The organism is Nostoc sp. NMS9, assembly GCF_017114995.1.
In the GTDB taxonomy this organism is placed as follows: Bacteria; Cyanobacteriota; Cyanobacteriia; order Cyanobacteriales; family Nostocaceae; genus Nostoc.
In genome coordinates this window covers 40,070-64,744 of sequence record NZ_JABXKL010000058.1, presented here as the reverse complement: position 1 = coordinate 64,744, position 24,675 = coordinate 40,070, and the positions used below count along the sequence as shown (strand labels likewise).

Here is a 24,675-nt window from a genome sequence, read left to right as displayed (position 1 = left end):
ATCCTCTTACTACTTACTGTAAAGGCTAGATACTAAAGAGCGAATCTACATTCCGGTATATAGTCGGAGAATTGAGTAATCAAGTAAAGGATATTATTTCTCTTTTAACTTTTGCCTTTTTGGTAACAACCATTTTTACACCGCCGCTAGGGACAATGGTAATGCCACGACGGACTGGATGCACTGGACGTTTATCAGTAAGGGTTAGTTGAAAATGCGATAAGATTATGGCTGTTACTAATTTTAATTCATACATAGAAAATGCTCCACCAATGCAACCACGATAACCTCCACCAAAGGGTAAATATTCGTAAGGTGAAAATTTTTGGTTGAGAAATCTTTCTGGACGAAACTTTTCTGGTTCTGGGTAAGTCTCGGTTCGGCGATGTGCTAAATAAATGCAGGGAACTAAAACTGTTTCTGATGTAAATTCATGCCCCATAATTTCTACTCTATCTTTTACCATTCGCGGTGTGCAAATTAAAGCAATAGGATGAATTCGCAGTGTTTCTTGACAGACGGCGGTGAGGTAAGGTAATTGTGTAATTTTTTCAGGATTTGTGAGATTGTCCACGGTATTTAGTTCTTGCATTAGCCGATGTTTAACCTCTGGGTGAGAGTGAATTAAATAAAATATCCAGGCTAATACACCAGATGTAGTTTCGTAACCCAATAGCAATAATGAAACTAGTTGATCGCGTAATTCCTCATCTGTCATCTGTTGCCCATTTATGTCATGCGCTGACATTAGCAGAGTGAGAATATCTGTACGCGCAGCATCTTTTTGGCAACGTCTTTCAGAAATTTCTGCATAGATGAGTTTGTCAATTTGCTCTCGTTTTTTTAAGAAAATTCCCCAAGGACTCCATGCGCCTAAATCTTTTTGCAGCAAAGGAAAGAAAAACAAGCTGGAATACCAAGGTTTAGTTACATCTTCTAATAAAGAACTCAATTGTTCTTTTAATTGTTGGTAACGCACACCCTGAGTAATCCCAAATACCACTTTTAAGATAATTTCTAAAGTGATATTTGACATTAATTTGTGTATACAAATATCTGTACCTGATGTCCAAGTTTGTGTAAGCTCTTCAGTAATTTGGCAAATTGTTTGTCCATAAGACTTTAAATTCTCGCCATGAAATGCTGGGAGTAATAGCTGCCGTTGTTGTTGGTGCGATCGCGCTTCTTGAAATACAATAGAATTCTCTCCAAACAAGGGTTTAAATACATGGGTTGCTTTCTTAAAATCTAATTGGTGTGCAGGTATAGCAAAACAATCGCTAATTGCTTGGGGATGGCTAAAAAATACTATTGGTGGCGACTTTAAACCCATTACCCGCATTGTGAAAATGCCACCATACTTTGCAGCATAATTTTCTAAAGTTTTTGTGGGTTGAGCAATTAATTGCAGAGTTTGCAGTAACGCTGGTGTGCTTAGACTATTAAGTGTTTTCACTGTTTATTCTATACCTTTATAATTTAATAAGCTGCAAATAATCCAATACGCTTGAGGTCAACCTTGATTCTCCTTAACTTCCTTTTTAAACAGGGAATTATCGCAAGCCTTTTTAATAGTTTGGCGGGATATTTGGGATTTAATGTACCACTAAGTTAACCATTCTGGCAAATCATTATTATTAAGTTTACGAGGATAATAATATTTTTTCTGATTTTTAGAGGTATTTATAGAAAAAACTTACTTAAGTATATTGGAATACACCACCTAAAATTACGTCTTTTGGTGATATTAAAATTTATTATATTGGTGTATATTATCAGCCTTGAAATCCATTTTTTTACACTTGTAGTATATTAAAATCCCCCATAAACCTCCTTAAAAGAGGACTATGGGGGATTATTTAAAAGCATTGAAAATCTATCTAAATATATAGATAGAAGTTGTAAGTTTGCTGAACGCAACCATCAAACCCCCAGCATCAAACAGTGGTTGTCTGTAGAATGGGAGACTTCACCTGACGTTGACTCGTGACAACCATCTCAATCGGACGATCTGGACCTGTCACCAAACCACGGCGTTTAGGTCGCACTTCACCTTTATTAACTAGTTCTAATTCCTTACTAGAAAGAATTTGAGCAAGTGCTAGCTTCATTTCCAACTGGGCAAATGCTAGCCCAATACAGCGCCTAGCACCACCGCCAAACGGCAAATATTCATAGGCAGAAAATTGCCGTTCTAAAAAGCGTTCTGGCTTAAACTGCTTAGGTTCTGGATAAATATCTTCCCGTTGATGGGTTAGATAAATAGAACCAACTAGGACTGTACCGGGTTCTAGTTCGTAACCGCCCAGCGATATCGGTGTTCTTACTTTTCTGGGAAAAGTTAGCATACCTACTGGATAAATCCGCAATGTCTCGCAACAAACAGCGTTGAGATAAGGTAATTTAAAAACGGTGCTGGGGTCTGGATTATTGCCCAAACTATCTAATTCTTGCAGTAGCTTTTGGCGCACTGATGGTATTTTGTGAATCCAGTAGAATGCCCATGCTAAGGCTGTCGCTGTAGTTTCGTGACCAGCGACTAACAGAGTCATCAATTCATCGCGCAATTCTTGATCGGTCATGGGTTGACCTGCTTCATCTCTAGCAGCCATGAGTAAGCTAAGAATATCCGTGCGTGATGAATCTGCTTGTTCTCGACGTTCCCGAATTTCCTCATACAGGAGTTCGTCAGCTTCTTGCTGAAGGCGCATCTGGTTTCCCCAGAAGTTAATCGGGCCAAAATCTCTTTGCAAAGCTGGAAAATAAAGCAAAGCCACACTTAACCGAGAACTGGCCTTTTCTAAAAGATCGCCCAAAAAATTCTGTAGTTTTTCGGCGCGAGGCCCTTCATGTAGCCCAAATACAGCTTGCATAATCACCCGCAGGGTAATAGCTTGAGCAGCAGACCGAATATTAAAGGGTTTACCTATCTGGTATTGGCTGATAACTTGCTTGGTGACATCGCTAATCACCTGACTATAGTTTCGCATTCTTTCGCCGTGAAACGGAGGCATTAACAACTGGCGTTGACGCTGGTGTTCTGCGCCGCTGATGGTAATCACAGAATGCTTACCCAGTAAAGGTTCAAACAGCTGATTCACATCACCAGGCGCTTCTAATTCCTTGGTATCAGTTGTCAAAATTTGCTGTTGCGCTTGGGGGTTGCTGACAATCACCAAAGGAGGAAGATTTTTGTCCAATCTGAGAGTAAAAATCTCGCCATAGCTTTTGGCACAAGCTTCCATAAATAACATCGGATTAACAATCCAGCGCAGCGCCTGTACAACTGCTGGAGTTTGCGGCCCATTTGGGAATTTCATAAATTTTTTCCTACTGAATATTTTTTTGCTACTTCAATTAACTGAAATTTTAGTTGCGTGACCATTTAAAGTACTTATCCTAACGTTGTAAAAAAGCAATAAACTGTTACAACCTCGAAGATGTAAAATTTTTGTTAAATTCAACGAGCATCTACAGTTTCACCTCATCGTCAAAAGGTACTCAGCATGACTGCAATCTCTCCAAAGGCATCTTCAGCGCTTCCCAATTTTTCTGAAGGAATTCAATATTTTGGTGAAGCACTACCAGATTTTGAAACTTATGGTGCAACATCTGCTATTGAGTCGGGCAAAATAGCGATCGCATCTCCTACAGACAAAGCAGCTGTATATCAAACTTTACTGGCTGCTGATGCCTTACGCTACCTGACTTTGCAAGTTACTGGTAGTAAAGCTTCTGGCCATCCCGGCGGATTTGCCAGCCAAGCAGAAGCTTACGCATCTCTTGTCATGCTGGGATACAAGAACATTATTACCGAAGTCGGACACCACGCCCCCGGATTTTATAGTGCCATGTTCTTGGATCGTTCGCTAGAGGACATGGGAATTTTTACGGTTCAACAATTGCGCGATCGCTTTCGAGAAAAGCACGGACTTTTAGGACACCTTTCCGGTTATATTCCCGGTATTCTCGCACCTGCGGGGCCTTTGGGGCAAGGGCAACACTTTGCAATGGCGGCTGCACTATTGCACAAAGATAAGTTATTCCCCTTTACAGTTGGGGATGGTGGATTGGGTGAGCCTTATATTGTAAGTGCGATCGCCCACTTCCATACTGCTTATCCTGCTGTCACCAATTTCTTGCCGATATTAGTGTGGAACGGTTACAGCCAAGAACATCACAGCATGGTTTCCCTAAAAACCAACGAACAGATGCAAGCATATTGGCAAGGAAACGGTTTTGATGAAGTGGTGTTAGTGGATGCCAAATATTTCGACGATCAAAACCAGCCAGGGGATTACGTTGATAGTACTGCCTTTTCCTTCGAGAAGCGCCTAGCATTTACGCAAGCAGTACTTTCGGGTGTAGATCAAGCAGCGCGATCGGCCCTTGGTGGTAAACTTACCGTCTTCATTATTAAACAACTCAAAGGTGCAGGAGTCCACGCGCGGGGTGCAAAATCTCACAACCTCTATCCTAAAGACACGCTAGATGCACCTCATATTATTAGTGCATTGCAAACCCGTGCTTTGTCTGCGGAAGCTTGGCAATTAGTCAGAACAAATGCAGAACGTGCCGGTGGTGGGCCAGCAGCAAAAACTGTGGTGACAGAATTTGAATTACCATTGCCAGAATTAGGCGAATTACCTTTAGAAGAATATGCAGTCGGTGGCGAACCAAAAGTTTCTACAACCGCGATGGGACGATTGGTAGGAATAGTTGGAAATAAAGATCGGAATTTTCTTGTCACCAACGCCGATGGTAATGAAGCATCTGGAATTGCTAACATCAACCAAGCATTAAAGATTATCCACCCCACAACCGACGACTTATATTATCAAGCACCAAATGGACAAGTTTATGAACCATTGAGTGAAGATGCTTGTGCCGGTTTAGCTGCGGGTTTGGCGTTAATGGGTGCAAGAACTTTGTGGTGTTCCTACGAATCTTTTGCCATTAACGGATTACCAATTTGGCAAACTGTGACTCAAGCAATGGCAGAATTGCGCCGTCCCACACCCTCGACTATTACTTTATTCACAGCTGGCGCATTAGAGCAAGGGCGGAATGGTTGGACTCACCAACGTCCAGAAATTGAAGCTTACTTTGCTTCGTTGATGAGAAATGGTAATGTTTTCCCATTATTTCCCCCTGATGCTAATAGTATTCAAGCTTGTTATGACTGGGCGTTGAAAACCAAGAATAAGGGAATTGTGATTACAGCAAGTAAAACGCCGTTACCAATTCGCACCACTTTAGAACAAACTCGTCAAGGGTTGCGCGATGGTGCAGTGCTATTGCATGAAGTTGCTGGTGATAAACAAGTTGTATTTGCTGTGATTGGCGATTTAACATTAATGCCAGTATTTGAAGCTGCTGCTTTCTTGGAAACTGAAGGTATTGGTGTGAAAATAGTTACTGTCATCAATCCTCGGCAATTGTACCGTAGCCATGATACTGCTTGGGATACTTGTTCCCAAGCCAAAGGCGGTTTCTTAGATGATGCCAAATTTGCCGAATTATTTGATGGCGATGCGCTAATTGCTGTGACAGGTGGTGCTGCGGGGATGCTGGAACCAATTTTGTTACGGAGTACAGTGAAGCGCGACACCTTTGCGTGGAAACGTGGCGAAACTACAGCGAGTGCTGGTGAGTTGATGGCGTTTAATGGATTGACAGCTGAGGCGTTAACGAAACGTGCGATCGCATTAGTGCATTAAATGATGTTGCATAAATGCGGGATGATTTTATTGAATATTCCTTTGCGTTTCATCCCTAGATTCAGCAACGCCCATTAAATAAAGCTGGAATTGTTTCTACTTTTATCGCATTTATACGTATAGAAACGCTGAAAATTGCGTCGGAATGCGTATATTTGCGTTTTTTTATTGAAGAGAACTTAGCAGGCAGGAAAAATGGGAGTAGATTTGCTGAAATTCTTTGACAAAAGCTGGTTTTGGAGTCACAAAAGCTGGTTTTGGAGTCGCAAAAGCTAGTTTTGGAGTCGCGAAAGTTAGTTTACAAGTCGCAAAAGTTAGTTTACAAGTCGCAAAAGTTAGTTTACAAGTCAGAAACTTAGTTTACGAGTCGCAAAAGTTAGTTTACGAGTCAGAAACTTAGTTTACAAGTCGCAAAACTTGATTTTTGTAGCTAGGACGAAGGGTGATATTTTTATCTGGAAGCGTGGGGAATGTGGAGACTTGAGGAAAAGTGCGATTGGGTTAGTGCATTAAGGCTAGATATAATCTATTATGATACCCCCATCTCAGTGTTTTACTGGATGGGGGTTTGCTAATATGGGGTTTTGATAATTAGCCAAAATACACAAGTGATTAATCCACCAAATTTTCAGCCACCAGAAGAAGGTCATTATATTGATTACAATGGAATGCGATACTTCATCGGTGAAGTTATTGGTCAAGGACACTATGGAAAAGTATATCAATGTGAAGATGAGTGGGGCAACGAACTTGTAGCTAAAGTCCTTGTTCCTCGAAATCAAACATACGAACAAGTTCGAGAACAGTGGTTAGAAGAACTAAACAAGCTAGTGTTACTTCGTCATCCAAAGATTACCTTTGTATATGCTGCTTTTGAATATCGTAATACTTTTTACCTTATTATAGAACGCTGTAATTTTACACTCAATGACCTTCTTCAATTCCCAAATTTAAAACTAGAACTTTGGTTACCACATGTTGCACGAGAAGTCTTACAAGGAATTAATTTTATACATAATGCAGGCTATGTTCACAAAGATATCCATCATGGAAATGTTTTTTTGTCATTGTTACAGGATAAGATGAATCCAAATAATGATCCAGTTTTTATGTTTAAAATTGGTGATTTAGGAATAACTAGATTAGAGAAAGATATCAACGTATTTAACACAATACTTGCAGAATGGATGTTACCGCCAGAATATCTGGCTCCAGGAAAATATGGAGTAATTGGAAGACAGGTAGATATATACCATACAGGGTTATTACTATTAAGTTTACTTCTTGGGGAAATTCCACAATTTACTTATAAAGAAATCTTGGATGGAAAGCCCCACCAAATAGCAGAGAGTCTTTCTTCGCCGTATAGTACAGCAATAGCAAGCTCATTGCGTAGACGTCTTGAATTCCGAACCCAATCAGCCCTCCATTTTTGGCGTGAAATATCAGAGGCAACCAAATTACAGTAGTAAATAATAATTTGTAAAAGTAAGCAATTTTCTGCATTGAAACCTCCGTAGGTAGGTTTTGTTCTTGTAGCCGCAACTTCAGTTGTCCAACATTCAAAAAGACAAGTTGAGGAAGTGTGATCACACTGTTCACATTAATTCATCAGCCGCGATCGCGCAATTTCTCTCTTACCAATGGGACGTACTTGTATACTGTGGAGTGAAACAATTGCCATTTTTGAGCGTTATATTTATTCTAGGTGCTATATACAAGATTAATTTATTATGAAATTCCAAGTAGTTTTTACTTTTGATTCAGAATATGAAGGCTATGTTGCTTAGGTTCCTGAACTTCCAGGCTGTGTGAGTCAAGGCAAAACACTAGATGAGGCAATTAAAAATATTAAAGATGCCATTACGGGATATCTCCACGTCCAAGCTAAACATGGCAAACCTTATATTGTTAAGGAATCGCAAGTGTTTATCGGAGAAGTTGTAGTATAAATGGGACAGACTTTATTCAAAACTTACCCGTTGTACTTTTAACCTATCCTGCTCTGAGAAAGTATGGTGAATTAAAGGCAGAACTCCGTAGAATAGGACAAACTATTGCTGAATTTGATTTACTAATTGCTAGTGTTGCAGTTGCAGAAAATTACACTTTAGTAACAAACAATACTCGTCACTACAGCCGCATTTCTAATTTACAGTTGGAAAACTGGATTTCACCTTAAAAAATATTAAGTATTTTACACTTTTGACTTAACTGCTTGCTGTGATGCTTGTAAAGTCTGAGGCAAACTCCAGTCGGGACGCAAGCTAGCGGCGTTGCGTAAATAGATATGATGAATTGAGGCGGAGGATGGCAGATAGGCGTGGATTAAGAAGCGAATGCAGCGCTGTAAGCTGCCTTCGACATGCATTTGCTGCACATCCAACATAGCCACATTATCCCAACCAGGACGCGCTCTTGCGATCGCAGCTGGAAAAACTGCATCCAAATCGCGTGTCACTGAAAAAGTCACACTAATGATGTCCGTTGGCTGGAATTGATTCCGGTTTTCCAGTTCATCAAGTAGTTCTGTAACCACCTCTTGGATTGTCTCAACAGTATTTTCTGAAGCGGTTGTTGCTCCGCGAATAGCCCGCATTTGCCAGTCCACGCCAAAATCCTCCTTAAAACACAAAAGTGAGGAGTTAGGAGTTGAGAATGAGAAGTTAAGATTTTTAACTCATAACTCCTGTACAGACGCGATTAATAGCGTCTCTCCTAACTCCTAACTCATATCAGGGTCGATATAACCACAGAGGTAAACCACTAGTAGACATTTCAAATTCGAGCCAATCAATACCAGCCGCAATTCCTGATGAAAATTGACGACTCCCCGGTATAAAGCGACTCAATAAGGGTTTACGTTCTTCTAGGGTATAGCAGAGAGTTTTTTCTGGATCGAGACCAACCAGTTCTGCTGTCCAGCGACGGGCATCTTCTTCTGTGCCCAGGCGGTCTACAACACCCAAAGCTAGGGCTTGCTGTCCAGTAAAAATCCGGCCATCGGCGAAACTTTTCACAGCTTCTACCGTTAAAGAACGGCCATCAGCTACCGTTTGGACAAACTGCTGATAACTTGTGTCAATCAACTCTTGCAAGATGTTTTCTTCTGGTTGAGTCAGTTGCCGGTCAAAAGCCAAAATGTCTTTGTAAGGGCCAGACTTAATTACCTGGAAGGAAACACCAATTTTATCTAGCAAGCGTTCCAAGTTATTCCCACGCAGAATCACACCAATACTACCCGTAATCGTACCTGGGTTGGCGACGATGTGTTCGGCTCCCATGCCGATGTAGACTCCTCCAGAAGCCGAAATATTGCCAAAGCTAGCGACGATTTTGATTTTTTCGCGCAAACGCTTCAGGGCACTGTAGATTTCTTGAGAATCTCCGACTGTACCGCCAGGACTATCGATACGTAGCAATAATGCCGGAAACTTTTTTTCTTCTACAGTTTTCAGGGCTTCTAGGACGCGTTTGCGAGTAGCACCAGCGATCGCACCAGTAATTTCAATCCGCGCAATTTGTTTTCTAAACTTGGGCTTAAACGGCCAAACCATGAGCTGTCAACATACCTCGTAATAAATTCAATATAAGATCCCCAACGGTCAGACGACCTGCTTTCCTCTGTTAAGAAACATGAGTAGGCGTTGTGCTCGTCAGAATTTTAAGGAAATTTTTATATTTTTCAGTGAGTTTTATTTGATATTCTCGATTAATGCTAATTAAATCCTCAAAGATTGCAGCTAGCACAAAATGCCAAACTCTAGTTTAGCGTTAACGTGATGATTTAGAAAGGCTATTTTAGCTATTTTGCCAAATTAAAAGTTCCCAATGCCTTGTTATTCTGACTTTTTGAATGTTTGAAAACTGGTTTTACTACGGTCGCACACCTTTACTAGTTGTCAGTAATGAATAACTAATAACTAATGAATATATAAATATTTAATAAATTACTTCGATACTTAATTTAATTAATAAAAATTGATTCAGCAACACTCATCTCTATTTAAGTTAAGACCAGTAGTACTTTCACTCTTGGAAATATCACTTTTTCCTGTCTTTTACAGCCTAATAATCTGCTGATGAAGCTCTTTTCACTACTTAAGAATCTATCCGTAAAATTTGATATCGGTAATAGACAAATATATCAAACAGTGCCCCAACGAAACTACAGGTCAAGCTAATTACAAATAATCCGCGTAGGGGAGTTCCACTGCCGAAGGTGGCAAGAAAATGCATAATCTGAGTTGCGATCGCCTCAGTTAACTCTTGTAAGCCAGGGAAGTGACCAATGAGGGATAGAAAGAGGAATCCGCCGCCAATGAAAAACATGGGAACGACAAAACTAAAAATGATTGTGAGTATTAGGGAGCGGAGAAAGTTAGTGAAAATAGTCATTTAAGACAAACTCCGTGAGTAGAGATGACAAAAGCTGAATAGCGGTTTGTCATTTTCTACAATACGAGCGATCGCTCCAGAGCAGCCAATCTGTCAAAAATCTTAAGTTTTCATTAAAATAAACCGCTAGCAGTTACAGCCCATGCTGGGGATAAAAAAAGCAACTTAAATCTACAAAAACCTTGCAGAATGGAGGTTATAGCCAAGGGTACTACTTAGGGGTTGCTTTGTAGCACGTTTAATAACAGCTTCATTTTCTGAGAATATCTTTAATTTAAGTTAATATTCAGTCTTCTTGGGGAAGTGGGGAGAAGAGGGCAGAGGGGCAGGGGAGCAGGGGAGCAGGGGAGCAGGGGAGCAGAGGATAATAATCAATGCCCAATGCCCAATGCCCAATTCCCCATTCCCCATTCCCATGACTTCCGCTATTCTTAAGGCAGTTACCGAGTTAGCTACAGAACATTGAACCAGACTACATCCAAATCCAGTTTAGGGGAATGGAGTCAGCGGCTGCTGGCGGCGATTTTTCTGGGTGGGCAAGTACTAGTTCACCTATTGAGAGGCAAAATCCATCGGCGCAACACTTTAGAACAAATGGCAGCAGTTGGGCCAGATTCCTTATTTATTGCCCTATTGACGGCTATTTTCGTTGGCGCAGTGTTTACCATTCAGGTGGCGCGGGAATTTATCAACTTTGGCGCCGGAAACATTATCGGCGGAGTCCTTTCTGTAGCGTTGACACGAGAACTCACTCCTGTGTTAACAGCAGTGATTTTGGCCGGACGAGTCGGTTCTGCTTTTGCAGCAGAAATCGGTACCATGCGAGTCTCAGAACAAATCGACGCCATGTTGATGTTGAGAACCGATCCAATTGATTACCTGGTTATCCCCCGCGTCCTTGCTTGCTGTTTCATGCTACCAATTTTAACTCTTCTGTCTTTGGTGACAGGGATGTTCGGAGGATTTATCATTGCGACCAATATCTACAACCTGTCTGATACGGTATTTCTAGACTCAGCCCGTAACTTTCTTGGTCTGTGGGATATTTTTAGCGCGATGATTAAAGCATGTTGTTTTGGCATTTTAATCGCTGTAATTGGTTGCAGTTGGGGGTTGACGACAACAGGAGGTGCCAAAGGTGTAGGACAGTCAACTACAACTGCTGTTGTGACTGCCTTGCTGATTATATTTGTTAGCAACTTCTTTCTTTCTTGGTTAATGTTTCAGGGCACTGGCAGTGCATTCATAGGGCTATAGAAGTTGAGAAGTGAGGAGTTAAGAGTTAGGAGTTATGAGTTAAAACTCCTCACTCCTAACTCTTAACTTCTAACTCCTGACTCCTAAAATAGGAGAGATGCCTACTAAACAAAGCAGGATTTAAGACTGTGACCAGTTCATTTACTTCTAACTCCACATCAACTGTGGAACTCAAGCCTAGTTACAATATACCCATAGTGTTGGTGATTGCCGCGATTCCACTACTGTTGGTACAACCGTGGGTAGGCTCCGTTTTCACGCTGTTTGGTTTGTTTCTCATGTTTCAGGCGTTAACGCTGCGTTTGCAATTTACCGCTACCGACTTAGATATTTACAGAGGCGAAAAATTAATTCGACGCTTTCCCTACCAAGAATGGCAAAACTGGCGGATCTTTTGGAATAGAGTCCCCATTTTGTTTTACTTTAAAGAAATTAAAAGTATTCACTTTTTGCCGATTTTATTTGACCCCAATACCTTGAAAACTTGCTTAGAACAACGTTGTCCGCGTATTTAGTGCTGAGTGCCATCTGTGCTGAGTCGTTTTGATATAGACTCAGAACTCAGCACTCATGCTCAGGACTTTTATGGCAGGTCAATTGTAATATTTCTGAAAGCTATTTATTCGCGTCATAGGAATTACACTATTGTTTATGAACCCAGAGGCATCTCAAACCCCAGAACCAATTGATGAGTGGTTGGCAAAAAAACCAGAAGAGAACAATGCAGTTGAACATCCAGTAAATCCATCAGTTGAGTCAGTGGTAGACACAAAAGCCATTAGCTCATCAGGGGACTACACAAATTTTGAGCCACTCATTTCCAATGCAGAAGTGGTAGATTCTACAGTAGAGCTAACAGAAAATTCAGATGGCGAGTTTGTCGCGCAGTTAGAAGCGGAAAATGTCGCTCTGGGGTCTGAAATAGGATCGGGAAATTATTCATTATATGCAGAAGCAGAGCAGCGAGTAGCAGAGTTGCAGAGTGCTGAAGCAGCTCTTAAGTCAGAAATAGCCAAGCTGCAAACTTCTTACGAAAACCTTCAGACACAGGTGAGTGAAACTCAAACCTCATTGGGGCGACTCGTGCAAGAGTCGCTGGTGCAGTTAGAACAACGCAAACAAACCCTGCAAATTTCTGTAGAACAACTAGAACGCCGTCAAGAACGTATCCGCAACGAGATGCGAACCACTTTTGCTGGTGCATCCCAAGACTTGGCAATTCGGGTGCAGGGTTTTAAAGACTATCTCACGGGTAGCCTACAGGATTTGGCCTCTGCCGCTGAACAGTTGCAACTAACACCAAGTGTGGTAGAACGAGAAAAACCAGCTGTAAAAGAGGCTAAACCAGCTGAACCCCAACCTGGAATACCCCAATTTGCCCAACAGCAGTTTCAAGATACTACAAAGCAAATTCGCCGCCTAATTGACCAATACCGCAATAAACCAGATTACTACGGTTCACCGTGGCAACTACGCCGTACCTTTGAACCAATCCACGCTGAACGAATCTCCAACTGGTTTTTTACCCAAGGAGGAAGGGGTGGTTTGCGGACAATGGGTAGCCGCTTACAGAATATTCTGATTGCCTCAGCTGCAATTTCGATATTACACAAGCTATATGGCGATCGCGTCCGTACTTTAGTCTTAGCTAATACACCGGAGCGATTAGGTGAATGGCGGCGCGGCTTGCAAGATTGTCTGGGAATAGGTCGCCCAGATTTCGGCCCAGACCGGGGTGTGGTATTATTTGAGGCATCTGATGCTCTCGCTCAAAAAGCAGACCGATTAACGAAAGCCAATCAATTGCCTTTAATTATCATTGACGATTCAGAAGAACAAATCAGTTTGTCACTGTTGCAATTTCCCCTGTGGTTAGCCTTTGCTCCTGACCCCAAAATAGTGAGAAACTATGATGACGACTTTTAAATGAGTCATTGGTCATTGGTCATTGGTCAAGAGGTATTACTCTTGACTTTTTTAAATTTTGAATTTTGAATTTTATTATGGCTATTTGGTTAACTCTGTGCGCGGCAATTGTAGTTATAGCTTACTTGCTGGGTTCTTTTCCCACTGGCTACATTGCTGTGAAGCAGTTAAAAAGTATTGATATTCGGGCAGTTGGTTCAGGTTCTACTGGCGCAACTAATGTACTAAGAACCTTGGGCAAAGGGCCAGGAGCATTGGTTTTAGTACTTGATTCTTTAAAGGGTGTATTAGCGATCGCTCTAGTTTATTTGTTGTTCAACTTTGAACCAATTCAAAATTATATCCCTCCAACGGTAGATGCACAACTGTGGCAACCGTGGGTAGTAACAATATCTGGGTTAGCTGCCATTCTGGGACATAGTAAATCAATTTTTTTGGGCTTTACTGGTGGTAAATCTGTTGCTATCAGCTTGGGGATTTTGTTGGCAATGAGTTGGCAGGTAGGTTTAGCAACAGCGGGTGTGTTTGCCGTCGTTGTGGCGATATCACGGATTGTTTCTTTAAGTTCAATTGTAGGTGCGATCGCAGTTTCCATTTTCATGGTATTTTTGCATCAACCCCTACCCTATATTCTGTTTGGGATTGCTGGTGGGTTGTATGTAATTTTGCGCCATCGCACTAATATTGAACGACTGTTTGCGGGAACGGAGCCGAAAATTGGCGAACCTGTAGCGACAGAACCCGAACAAACTGCATGATAGGTAAGCGATAGCCAAACTCAAAACTCTTCTCTCAGAAGGGTAGAGCTTCTTCCAGAATTACTGTATTGGTATTTTAGGCTTACGAACGAACGTTGCCTTTAATTAAACGGTGGAAAAGGCGGCAAGGCCACAAAAAAGCTCCACAAATACTGACTGAGGCGATGGCGGCCACAACTCGCCAACTTGAACTAGACTCAGTATCAGACTCTGAAGGATGAGCTTGTGTGTTTTTAGCTAATTCTGGCATTGAATGAGATAGCTGACTGGCTGTACTCACCCCTTCAATCGCTGCTCCAATTAGATAAGCTACTAGGGCAATTACTAGCCAGTTATTCATAATATTCCACTGTTTGAACTCTGAGCGTATGCTTGGCCGCGAGCAATAATTTTATTTTTCGGACTAATGATTGCCGCCTTGCCCTAAAGATAATCGACCTTCAGCCGTATCACGAATTAGGGGCAGTTTAGATTTTATATAAGTATTGAGGGTGCTATCTGCCTGGGCATCAAGCCCCTGATTCGCTTTTAACTGCTGGAGAAGCAATTGTACTAAAGCAGCATCGTCAAACTGTAGCAGGGTGTTGACCTGGGTAGACTCGATTACAGCCCAAAGCTGTTGCATCATTTTCGCTGTCACCATGAGTCTGTAACCTCTTAAGCTTTTCTTTATATTTACACGATTTTGGAATTTGTGGTTAGTTTTTGTCTGAAGATTTATAAAGATGTAGGCTAAAAATGCCTGAGTCAGTTAAATCTGTTAAGTTATAGCGTTTTTCAATTGATTGAACTACTACACAACTGCCCACACGCTATCTTAACCGTGCTATGTAAAGAAATAAAACTGCCCAAAGGCTTAAATCCTCCTTAACCGTTTTTTAGAAGGAGGAAATTATAGCAAAGCTTTTGATCAGCCACAACGCAGACATACGTAGGCATCAACGCTTTTTGTCGAGGGTAAACTTCTGTGGCTATCAGGTAATTTTGCTAGAACTTTATTGTAAAACTTTTGCACAAGCTCCTTCCTGACCAGAAGGATCGGGAAAAACTGCTAAAGTGTGATATTCAGGGTTATCTGTTTTATATATCACTTTAAAAGTATACAACTTGTTTTTACCTTGCGCTTCGGTAACAACTGTTAAAAGTGTATTGCTAGTGGGAGGAAGTCCAGGAATGTCCAGTTTTTGAATTCGTCTAAGTTGAATTACATTTGCTGCGGAGTTTTTACAATCTCCTGAACTACTATTAGCTTCTTGACCAAACTGCATACATACTGGCCCATCAAAATCCATACTTACCTGTGACGGGTCATTTAACCAAACTTTTTTAATTATTTCTCCAGCCGGAATAAAACTTAAGTTTGTTCCTTGTTGATACCAAACGTCAACCGTAGGTACTACTCCCCCTAAACCTTGTGCTTGGCAGGAAAAGATGGAACGCAGAACGGCGTTATTAGCGACAGCGCGACCTACCAACAAGAACATAGCAACCGAGAAAATTAAGGAAGCTATAGGTAGGAAATAAGAATGTTTTGGGTTATTTCCTGACAAATTAATATTCTTTTTCATGGTTGCAAATATCTAAAATTGGTATAAATCCTACCCCTTAAAACTGAGTTGGTTGATTAACATATATTTCAATATTTGTGCCTGCTGGTAAAAACCAAACACCACCTTGCTGTGACATTTGGGCCATCGCCTGTTGATTACGAGTCATAATTTGGGGTGCTAGAGAGGTGAAACCACCTTCTGCAACCCCAGCTAAAAGGTCCCGTCTGTTCTCAGTGATAGTAGTATAACCAATGGGGTATTTGGTACCGCTGGTGCCGCTGGTGCCACTGGTCTGGTTGGGGTCGGTCTCGATAGGATTGCCGGTAGAGTCGAGGCTGCTGATACCGCCATATAAAGGCACAACTTTGGTATCAGGGCGATTTACTAACTCTGCCGCTTTACCAAGACCTCCCAAAACGAATAATCCTAGATCCATTGATGCTATGGAGGAACTTTGACCGGGAAATTTATTTGCGATTAAAGGTTTGCCTTGAGTACCGCGAAGAATAATTGCATTGTTGGGTAAGCTTCGTTCTATAGGGTTGCCATTATTTTGCGAGATAACTTTGACTACGTTCATCTGCAAAAGACCTTGTTCAGAAAGCGAACCAATTTCAGCTAGGAATTCGGTGTTTGCAGCTAGAGCGATCGTACCATCAGTAGATTTTAGTGCTTCTTTCAATCGGATCACAAATACGTTTTTCGCTTCATCTGCATCACCACCACCGCCTGACTTATTACTAGTTTCTCCAAATATTGCTGTCGCCAACACTGCTTTGGCACTACTCCCAACTGCTACAGATTTCTGTCCCTGCGGTTGGGCTTGACTGACCGCAGAATTTTCCGGTTGTGGGGTTTGCTCAGGATCGGGGTTTGGTGTCTCTTGCTGCTGCGGCTGTGTAGTCTTTGCAGGTTCCAAAGTAGCTATATTACTAGTAGGTTGATTGCTCGGATTTACTTGACCGTAGCTACCTAACTTTGCTAACCTTGCCCACTCTTCAAATGGGCTTGGTGGAGGTGGTGGAGTTACATTAACGATCGGTTGAGTGGGGTTCACAACTGGTGGCTGGGGTGATAGCGAAGGTTGAGAAGCAGGTACTCTAATGACGCGCTCAACTGTCACTGTCCGAGGCACGTAAGCTGTTGGTGGAGGTGTTGGGATCACTTTCTGTCTAACTGAGGGTTGTTGTAAGGCTACTGTCGGCGTTGATTTGGCAATTCTCAGCTGTTGTTGGGCAGCTTTCACCATCTGTGCTTGTTCTGTCAGAGCTAATTTCGTTTTGAGAGTATCTATTTGGCCTTCCATCTGTTGAGATATGGATTCATCAGTGGGCTGCTCTTGCACTGGTGGAGAAACAATATTTTTTGGCTTTTGATTGCTGGTACTCATCAATTGAGACAAAAACACACCACCTACCAAAACGATCGCTAAGGTAGCAGCCCCTACCAAGCCTAACTTTGCAAAGGGATTAGATGAGAGTGCTTGCTTAGTCTGAGCTTCTTGTGGAAGAGATAGCGACTCTGGGGGCGTTGCAGAGTCTTCCGATCCTTCGGTGTCACTAGAAGAAGATTCTTCTTCAAAGCCGACTAACTTTGACATCCGCGATTCCCAATCTACAGATTCTACTTCTGGTTGGCGATCGTCGGTAGTTAGAGTAAATCCATTTTGGGGAGGCGTTTGGGCAGGAATTGAGTATCGGGTCATGGTAGAGCCTTGTTTGGATTTCCAGAACAATTATTATCTTTAATTTCACACATATTATAAATTTCTAATCTGGCTTCCCCAAGGCGGTAAGCTGCGAACTGCGACGGTACATTTGGTAGTGAAGTTGCAGGTTCATCTATTGCTCTAACTAAAATTTGTTTATTAAAGGAAACTGATTTCCCTAATTTATCATAACTGTTAAAAATTAATTGATTGGCAAGTATCTCTACTTTCCACTTTCCATTACTTATTTCTTGAGGTTGAGAAACTTTTTGGATTACTAAGACATTCTCCGCTCCTCTATTAACATTTTCAAATTGGCTATCTGGATTTAAATTAGTAATTTCTGACTTAAGTTTTTCTTTAAAATCATCAGCTACCAGTTGGGAGGTAATTTCCCAGACTTGTGTTGGTGGCTGTTGTTGTGACCAGGTAAGCATTAAACTCATAGTTTCACCTACAAAGCGCCGAATAGTCTCTGGTTGTCGCTCTAAATTTGGTTGTGGGTCTACCGTTATAGCATGACCATCAACAAGTTGCACTAAACTTTGAGGTGTGAGTTGTCGGCCTAACTGTTGTAACATAGACCCGTGAAATATTAGTAACAGCAAGGTAAATAGATGTAAACCAAACGTTCCTACTGCCAACAACGGTAAGGGACTATTTTTCTTATTTTCTGGTTTGAGTAATTGCATTAATAATTGATTGTATAAATTGAACTATCTTCACGTAAAAAATCGATTATCTGATAAAACTATCAGATGTTTGTCCAGGTCCGCATTGTTTTGATTGGTTTTTATTCGGGTTGTAGTTATCTAGCAAACATAAATTACGAATTTCATAAATTTCTAGTCTATCAGCGCGGACACTATAAATTGCTTTTTGCAAGTCGGTGCTATTGTCGGCTTGGGGATTAGCGAAATAATCTGCTGCGCGTACAAGAAAATCTTTATTAAAAGGAGTTATAAGTTTTGCACCACCAACTCGATTTTTTTGAACTAAGTCAGCTACCATACCCACTTGCCACTTCCCTGGTGCAATTTGTTTTGGCGGATAAACTCTCTTAATTACTAGTTGTGAAGTCATCACTTGATTGGAATTTTCAGAGAAAACTTCTGGCGGTGTCATTTCTGCAACTGTGCTTAAGAAACCTTTGCGAAAGTCTTCTGATAAGGCAAAACTAGCTACCCAACTGCTGGTAGTAATTTTTTGGCTACTCCCTTGAGGTGTGTTAATAAGTATTCCTAAATCTGGTTTGGGGCTTGCGACTTCTTCAATAGTTTGTGGTGGTAAGGTTCCAGACCAGCTAAACATTGATATCATCGTTTTGCTGATAAATTGGCGAATTGCTTCTGGTTCTCTTGCTAAATCATCAATATTAGCTACTGGTTTACCATTGATTAATTGTACAAAGTTGGGAGGTTTTCTCAGACTGAGTTGGCGAATATTTAGCCCTTGTAATAAGAATAAAAATAAAACTAATATATGTAAACTGAAGGTTGCGATCGCAAAAAATGTCAAAACACTTGCCGTTCTTTGTCTTTTTTCTAGTAAACGCACCATTCTCTCACCTCCTCGTGCAAAAACTTCAGCTATTATATATGATGTTTTGCATATACTTACTATTTACAACACTTACAACAATTTTATATTTTCTATATCCTTTCCTTTACTAAAGAAGCCGTACTGCTGATAGCGCTGAAGACTGCAAAACCGCCAGCAGCAGCCACAAGTAAAGATAAAATTGGTGCTAAAATACCCAGAAAAATTATGAACCACATTAAATCTGGATCTACATTAGCATTTTGACCTGGGCCATTGACAATCACTGCGGCAGTCAGCACAGCAATAATATTGAAGGAAATTTTGGCGATTCCAATAGATAAAAATCCAGTCAGCCATGCAAAAATTGGTTTACCAGCTACAGGTAGTAAAGATCCACCTACAGCAATTGGCCCTAAAACTGCTATTAACAACATAGTAGCTTCTATCAAATTCTGAAAGGCATATTGTAAGGAGACTAAAAAGTTTTTAATGCTTGTTTGGACTGTAGAACCTAACAGAGAATTAAAAGAGCTTTCTGATACAATGCTAGTGCCATATCTAATATTATCTACCTTAGTTTGTAGTCTATTTATCCAGTTTTTATTTCCATAAGTATCTCTATATTTCTGCCAGAGAACGTTGACTTTTTCAGCAGCTCTCACAAAACATTGACTTTGTTGTTCGCCAGTAAGAGATTGACAAGGACGTAGTAAAGAACCAGCTACTTCTTCAGCAACACTCATATTCAGTGCTTGCTGATATATTTTATCTGCATCTGCTGATACCACTACTTGCTGATTCACAGTGTTTAGAAAATTGCGCACTCCCAGCGTCAGATTAGACAGTATACTTCCATTGCCTGAATTACTTAAGAGTACTACCACAATAAAAGGCCAAATTAAAGCTGATATGGGACGGGTATATTCGTAGGATATTAAGTCTTTGAGGAATTGTATCATAAAAAATAACAGGGTTCCTACAGCAAAAAAAATACCCAGATTTGTCAGCGCTCCATACAAGTTATTGCTGGTGTTATTTTGTAATAAATCCAGCCATTGTTTGTCCCAACCTTGGGCAATGCTTTGGGAAGTTGCGGCACCATTATCGAGAATCTGATCAATGCCTACTTGGGCAAAAATTAGTTTAATAGCAAGTTGCATTTTGAGTTTATGGGCTGTTTTTTAGATTTCGTAGGGTGTGTTACGTTCCTAACGCACCATCCCGGATGCTTTCGGTGCGTTACGCTGTCGCTAACGCACCCTACCAAACTGTTTTTTAGACTTCCTGTTGGTTTGTAAGAAGTTTAAGGATTTAAAAAATTGTATGGAAATTTAGAGAATGTTTTAAAAGTGGCTTATTGTAATTTTAAGCACTTGTTGATCCCCCCTAACCCCCCTTAAAAAGAGGGGAACCGGAATCAAAGTCCCCCAATTTATCGGAGGATTTAGGGGGATCTGAAACGTTTTGCTACTGACCAGAGGACTTTTAAAACATCCTCTTAGAGTTTTTTTATTTTAAAATCCTACTCCCCAACTTTTTCTCTGTCGGCGTTGCTGAATTAGGGGATGATTTGGCACAATTTATCGCGAATTTTCATTTCCAATGGTTTTAACCGCAAATTCATGCCGCATTTATCCAACGCCTCTCTGCCAAACAAATCTAGTTGAGAAGTCGCTCGTAAAAGTCGCGCTGCTTCTGTAGATGTTTCTACTCTGCGAGCGCGATTTGCCTCTTCTGCCTGCTGAGAAATGTTTGCCAAATTTAAGTTGGAATATTGCAAAACCTGATTATTTTGTAATGTCTGACCAAATGTTTCAGCTACAATTTTTATTTGTTCCTGTTGAATTTTCATCATTTGCACTTGACTAATACCTAGCAATTCTGCTAATCCAGAAATAGCATTTGCTGCTGGATCGGGTGTTTTATTTAGATTAATGCTGCTTTTAATTTGTTTAAGAAGTGTATCATTGGTACTCTCTGTTTCTTGAGCAAATCCCTCAATATCTTCCAGAGATTTCTCTGTATTTTCTAACTTCATTTTTGTCCTAGTTTGTCCATTTTTACCGAGAACACCTACCGCAACTCCACGGGTAATTATCCGATTAAGTTCATTACTAAGTAAATTTCCCCGTACTGCTGCATTATTCTCAAAGCGACTTGATTTAGCATCTGAATTATAAGAGTAGGTAATTGAATCATCACGAATTTTTTGTCCCGCAGCAACGGGGTTAGGTATCTTCAAATCTCCCTTGGCACTCTCAATAGCAATTTGACTCTGACCTTGTTCTAAAGGGTTTAAGGTATTCTTCAAATTATTATGTTGAAAGTAATCTTGCAAATCTGTGGAATATGCTTGAAAGTCAGTCCAAACCTGACCTAATCCAGCCGTGTTAACTTGTGCGATCGCTGGTAGTATTGCCAGGGATGATAGCAAGGTAAAAGTAAAAATGGTAGTTTTTCGCATACATCTGTGCCTGAAAAAGGTAGACTACATTATTATATAGTGAGGTAAAAATTTAGCTTTTGAACCGTGCCAATTTTTGATTTTGGATAATAAAATTAGTTTTTCGGTTCAACCCTCGACGCTATTCTAAAATCTAAAATTCCTAAGCTACAACCCAAGAATGGGTGCAGTAAATCTAAAAGACGTTGGTAACTTGCTAATACTACACTATCAGAAATCTAAAATCCAAATTTGTTTGATTCACCATTAACTATTTACATAATTCAATTAACTACTACGTAGAGTAGCCACTAATTGACGCGCAAACGCAGAAATTGCTTCATATTTATCGCTGTGAAGTTGCATCATTTGGCTACGTGCAGTTTGTTCATAAGGGTTATTAGCAACTGCTGCCAATTGTTCGTAACCTGGATAGTAACGACAAAATGTATAAATACCGTTATCATCTAATAGCCATTGGCTATAAACGCCTTCTTTGCGGGGAAAAAAGCTTTCTGAAGCATTACGAGAAATAACTTGACGGGGATATTTCAAGATGTCTGCAAAACTATCTACTGCAACTGGCTGAATACGTCCAATCAATCGTGTTGTCAGGTTTTGCAATATTTTTGATGCAGCTTTAGATTTAGCAATGGTGTCAGGATCTTGTCCTGATAAGATGACTCTAATACCGGCTTTAGCGCCGTTCGCACAAATTCTACCAACTAAGTCGGAAATTTGCTCGAACTCAAATAAAATTGGTGCTTCGTCGATAAAGAATATAGAAGCGGGACTACTTAATGCGCGTCGGAGTGCTGCTGAATAGGCACTCAAGGATAGTACGGCTGCATCTTCACTATCTGATAGGTTTCTGAGAGCAAAAACTAAAAGTTGTGCATCAGTAGGAAAGCTGGATGGTGCAGAAATGGCTTGTCCGACGCGACTAGAAAGCCAAAAGCGTAAGCGCAATTGAATTTGACTGAGAGCATCTTCTACTCTGCCAGTTAAAGAACTTAGCTGCAAGTGTTCTGGCGAGCAGAAAAAGAGAAAATCTTTTAAAGTAGGGGTTTTCTGCCAAGCAAGAGTGCCAAATCCTCCCTCCATCGCCTGGCGATATCGCTCTTTGATGCCCTCATCTCTAAAGAAGGCTTCTAAAGCCAGGTTGAGCAGCGATCGCACAGTTTGCGATAAAATTTGACTTTCAGTCGACGATCCTAAAACCATTGTCATTAACGCTGATTCGAGGAAGGCGGTATAATCGTTAAAGCGATCGCGCTGTTGTTCTGCTTCTAGCGATCGTAAATCTGGCTGTTCAAATAAGTTATTCGATTGTTTGGAAATATCAAAATAGGCTCCATTACCCTCCATAAACTCTGTGTAGTCAGTGAAAGTAGATGTCCCATCAGGTTTAGGGAAATCTAACGCTACAACCGGAATCCCATGCGCTAAAGCCTGAGTTAAAATCCCTGATACCAACACCGATTTACCAGCACGAGTTGTAGCAAACAAAGCTAAATTTTTGTGCTGATTAAATAAATCTAAATGTATGGGTGTTCCGCCTTCTTCAGCAATCAACTCAAAGCCTTGTTTGTCACCTTTTTTACTTAAAACTAGAGGCATTAATCCCGGAACTTCACTGGTTAAATATAGCTGGCGACGGTTGAAGGGCGTTGCTAATAAACCCTCCCAAACTATTGGTAGAGTTTGCAGCCAAATTTTCCAGGCATATTCAGTTTCCCTAATTACTCTGGCTGGACGTTGAAAACAGTTTTCAATATATCTTGTCGCCTCATCTAATTTTTCTAAAGTTGGACGATGTACTAAAATAGCGACACTCGTATAAATCGGAACTGCACCTTCAAATAACTGCTCTTGTGCTGCTACCGACTTCTTCAACTTTAATTGAGCGTTGACATCAATAGTTTTACTTTTTTCTTGAGCCATAATCGTTGTCATGTTTGACTGCTTCAGCACTCGTTGCAGGGTAGTTTTTACCAATGCTGGATTTGCAGCAGTCAACTCACAAAAAATTTCTGTATCTACTACTGTTTCTCTGGCCAACAGTTCCCATAAATAGCGCAGTTGAGCTGATTTACTAGTCCAACCGCCAGGTTTTTCCAGAAATGACAGTGCGCCAATATAACGATTGTTAACATTAACCCAGCGGCGATCGGCACAAGGTACACTAGATTCCATCAGCAAAGTTGTGCCGTGGATATTGTCTAGAAGTAATTTAGTACTTGCTAAATCTGAATTAACTTGTTCGTGTAATCCTTCTTCATCTAAAGTCATTAACTGGGGAATATCTATTGCCTGCGTATCATTAAACCTTTTCCAGATTTCCCCCCATAGTTCATCAGCAGTCAAAGGTTTGACATCCAATCCCATTTTGTTAGATAAGATTTGTTCCCAGCGGAGAAAACCCTGATTGTAAGCATTTGTAATCAAGGTTTCAATACGTTGATTTTCTACTTCTAAAAGATCGCCTTTAAATTTCAACCACCAGGATTCTGCTTTTACTAAAAGTTTTTCTATCCAATCATCTGCGTGTTGCGAGTTAGATTCAATGGTGTAAGTTACATAAATCCGCAAAAATTTAGGTTTACGAATCCCAGAAATAGTCAGTTCTTTAATTCTGGCTCTCTCCGCCATCAACAAATATTTGATGTCTCGCGATGATGTATTTCTGATTAATGTTGCTAACTCTTTCTGGCGCTCTTTGTCTGAACTAAAAGAACCCAAGTGTAGCGTCATCCTTTCACCGCTAGGAATGTCTTTTAATCCGGCTTCAATGTTATTAAAAAGTGTATCAATTTGTTCAGGTCTTAAGGTAGTATGAATTCCCTTACAATCAAAACCAAAAACAAAGCAGAACCGATCTTTTTGAGTACCTTTTGTCAACAGGTAAGCGCCAATATCACGTCCATTCATTGCAACACGCAGCATTGTCGCCAAGTGTAAGGCATCTTCAAATGGTGTTAATCTACTTTCATTTCCGGCGATGCCGACGCTTTGTTTTCCGATTTTTTGCTTCATGGTTAACTTCCAGTAAGCTTTGATAACGAGCAAAGCCTCTTGTCCAAGCGGGAACGCCAATAAATTTACTTAAAAAACTCCAACTCCTACCACCAGTTAAAATCCACCAAGTTCCTATTCCCCAACCAGTCATTAGTACTGTCCACAACCATTTTTGAAACTCTTCTTCAAAAAGACCTCCAAAAATTCCATTGATAATAAAGTAGGAGGCTAAGGCTATTACCGTCCAAGGAAGAATTTGATCGGCAGGGATTGGTCCTAATGAAGGTTGACTTCCCAGAACCTGATTGACTGGACGAAATTCTTGTTCCCGCTCTTGAGACATTTGAAATATCTA

22 protein-coding genes and 1 pseudogene are annotated in these 24,675 nt (G+C 40.7%); 8 read left to right on the top strand and 15 right to left on the bottom strand.

Going from position 1 to position 24,675, the window contains the following annotated elements; all coding sequences use genetic code 11:
- Positions 1 to 79: 79 nt before the first annotated feature.
- Both HWQ40_RS17450 and HWQ40_RS17445 read right to left on the bottom strand, forming a co-directional pair.
- A complete protein-coding gene (locus HWQ40_RS17450) occupies positions 80 to 1,456 on the bottom strand; it encodes a cytochrome P450 (protein ID WP_292779893.1) in 1,377 nt (458 codons plus the stop codon).
- Positions 1,457 to 1,937: 481 nt separating this feature from the next.
- On the bottom strand, positions 1,938 to 3,320 hold the full coding sequence (locus HWQ40_RS17445; RefSeq protein ID WP_292779892.1) for a cytochrome P450: 1,383 nt from the start codon (positions 3,318 to 3,320) through the stop codon (positions 1,938 to 1,940).
- A gap of 186 nt (positions 3,321 to 3,506) precedes the next feature.
- On the opposite strand from HWQ40_RS17445, the gene HWQ40_RS17440 reads away from it, so the two are divergent.
- The 4 genes and pseudogenes from HWQ40_RS17440 (at position 3,507) to HWQ40_RS17425 (ending at position 7,902) form a co-directional block, all read left to right on the top strand.
- Positions 3,507 to 5,720: a phosphoketolase gene (locus HWQ40_RS17440; RefSeq protein WP_292779891.1), complete on the top strand. Its 2,214-nt coding sequence runs from the start codon at positions 3,507 to 3,509 to the stop codon at positions 5,718 to 5,720.
- Between the two features lie 584 nt (positions 5,721 to 6,304).
- Positions 6,305 to 7,189: a protein kinase family protein gene (locus HWQ40_RS17435; protein WP_292779890.1), complete on the top strand. Its 885-nt coding sequence runs from the start codon at positions 6,305 to 6,307 to the stop codon at positions 7,187 to 7,189.
- Between the two features lie 333 nt (positions 7,190 to 7,522).
- Positions 7,523 to 7,672: pseudogene (locus HWQ40_RS17430) on the top strand (type II toxin-antitoxin system HicB family antitoxin); the annotation flags it as partial.
- Entirely contained in the window at positions 7,639 to 7,902 is a 264-nt protein-coding gene (locus HWQ40_RS17425) for a PIN domain-containing protein (RefSeq protein WP_366934000.1), read from the top strand. The pseudogene HWQ40_RS17430 and the gene HWQ40_RS17425, both read left to right, overlap by 34 nt.
- Before the next feature lie 15 nt (positions 7,903 to 7,917).
- On the opposite strand, the gene aroH is transcribed toward HWQ40_RS17425, so the two are convergent.
- From aroH to HWQ40_RS17410, 3 genes are all read right to left on the bottom strand, one after another.
- Positions 7,918 to 8,331, bottom strand: coding sequence for a chorismate mutase (gene aroH / locus HWQ40_RS17420; RefSeq protein ID WP_292779889.1), 414 nt, complete (start codon positions 8,329 to 8,331; stop codon positions 7,918 to 7,920).
- 124 nt (positions 8,332 to 8,455) lie between these two features.
- Positions 8,456 to 9,277 (bottom strand): signal peptide peptidase SppA, encoded by an 822-nt coding sequence (gene sppA, locus HWQ40_RS17415; protein WP_292779888.1) that lies wholly within the window; start codon positions 9,275 to 9,277, stop codon positions 8,456 to 8,458.
- Positions 9,278 to 9,821: 544 nt separating this feature from the next.
- Complete coding sequence (locus HWQ40_RS17410) at positions 9,822 to 10,118, bottom strand: hypothetical protein (protein WP_292779886.1); 297 nt, start codon at positions 10,116 to 10,118, stop codon at positions 9,822 to 9,824.
- A gap of 462 nt (positions 10,119 to 10,580) precedes the next feature.
- Between HWQ40_RS17410 and HWQ40_RS17405 the strand changes: the two genes are divergently transcribed.
- The 4 genes from HWQ40_RS17405 to plsY all read left to right on the top strand — a co-directional run bounded on the left by HWQ40_RS17405 (position 10,581) and on the right by plsY (position 14,059).
- Positions 10,581 to 11,375 (top strand): MlaE family lipid ABC transporter permease subunit, encoded by a 795-nt coding sequence (locus HWQ40_RS17405; RefSeq protein ID WP_292779885.1) that lies wholly within the window; start codon positions 10,581 to 10,583, stop codon positions 11,373 to 11,375.
- A 128-nt stretch (positions 11,376 to 11,503) separates the two neighbouring features.
- Positions 11,504 to 11,890: a DUF3119 family protein gene (locus tag HWQ40_RS17400; RefSeq protein WP_292779883.1), complete on the top strand. Its 387-nt coding sequence runs from the start codon at positions 11,504 to 11,506 to the stop codon at positions 11,888 to 11,890.
- A 136-nt stretch (positions 11,891 to 12,026) separates the two neighbouring features.
- Entirely contained in the window at positions 12,027 to 13,301 is a 1,275-nt protein-coding gene (locus HWQ40_RS17395) for a DUF3086 domain-containing protein (protein ID WP_292779881.1), read from the top strand.
- A 77-nt stretch (positions 13,302 to 13,378) separates the two neighbouring features.
- Positions 13,379 to 14,059, top strand: coding sequence for a glycerol-3-phosphate 1-O-acyltransferase PlsY (gene plsY, locus HWQ40_RS17390; RefSeq protein ID WP_292779880.1), 681 nt, complete (start codon positions 13,379 to 13,381; stop codon positions 14,057 to 14,059).
- Between the two features lie 82 nt (positions 14,060 to 14,141).
- Here plsY and HWQ40_RS17385 read toward each other — a convergent pair whose 3' ends face one another.
- The 10 genes from HWQ40_RS17385 to HWQ40_RS17340 form a co-directional block, all read right to left on the bottom strand.
- Positions 14,142 to 14,399 (bottom strand): hypothetical protein, encoded by a 258-nt coding sequence (locus tag HWQ40_RS17385; protein ID WP_292779879.1) that lies wholly within the window; start codon positions 14,397 to 14,399, stop codon positions 14,142 to 14,144.
- 63 nt (positions 14,400 to 14,462) lie between these two features.
- Entirely contained in the window at positions 14,463 to 14,702 is a 240-nt protein-coding gene (locus HWQ40_RS17380) for a hypothetical protein (RefSeq protein ID WP_292779877.1), read from the bottom strand.
- Positions 14,703 to 15,054: 352 nt separating this feature from the next.
- A complete protein-coding gene (locus HWQ40_RS17375; RefSeq protein WP_292779875.1) occupies positions 15,055 to 15,627 on the bottom strand; it encodes a hypothetical protein in 573 nt (190 codons plus the stop codon).
- 37 nt (positions 15,628 to 15,664) lie between these two features.
- Positions 15,665 to 17,314, bottom strand: a complete 1,650-nt coding sequence (locus HWQ40_RS17370; protein ID WP_292779873.1) for a hypothetical protein — start codon at positions 17,312 to 17,314, stop codon at positions 15,665 to 15,667.
- Positions 17,311 to 18,009, bottom strand: a complete 699-nt coding sequence (locus HWQ40_RS17365) for a hypothetical protein (protein ID WP_292779872.1) — start codon at positions 18,007 to 18,009, stop codon at positions 17,311 to 17,313. The genes HWQ40_RS17370 and HWQ40_RS17365 overlap by 4 nt, the downstream gene beginning before the upstream one ends.
- Positions 18,010 to 18,055: 46 nt before the next feature.
- Positions 18,056 to 18,877, bottom strand: a complete 822-nt coding sequence (locus HWQ40_RS17360; protein ID WP_292779871.1) for a hypothetical protein — start codon at positions 18,875 to 18,877, stop codon at positions 18,056 to 18,058.
- 92 nt (positions 18,878 to 18,969) lie between these two features.
- Positions 18,970 to 20,019, bottom strand: a complete 1,050-nt coding sequence (locus tag HWQ40_RS17355; RefSeq protein ID WP_292779869.1) for a hypothetical protein — start codon at positions 20,017 to 20,019, stop codon at positions 18,970 to 18,972.
- Between the two features lie 398 nt (positions 20,020 to 20,417).
- On the bottom strand, positions 20,418 to 21,323 hold the full coding sequence (locus HWQ40_RS17350) for a hypothetical protein (protein ID WP_292779867.1): 906 nt from the start codon (positions 21,321 to 21,323) through the stop codon (positions 20,418 to 20,420).
- Between the two features lie 267 nt (positions 21,324 to 21,590).
- Positions 21,591 to 24,338, bottom strand: coding sequence for a hypothetical protein (locus HWQ40_RS17345; protein ID WP_292779866.1), 2,748 nt, complete (start codon positions 24,336 to 24,338; stop codon positions 21,591 to 21,593).
- Positions 24,292 to 24,663 carry a hypothetical protein gene (locus tag HWQ40_RS17340; protein WP_099101832.1) on the bottom strand — a complete coding sequence of 124 codons (372 nt, stop codon included), beginning with the start codon at positions 24,661 to 24,663 and terminating at the stop codon, positions 24,292 to 24,294. Before HWQ40_RS17340 ends, HWQ40_RS17345 begins: the two co-directional genes overlap by 47 nt.
- Positions 24,664 to 24,675: the final 12 nt, after the last annotated feature.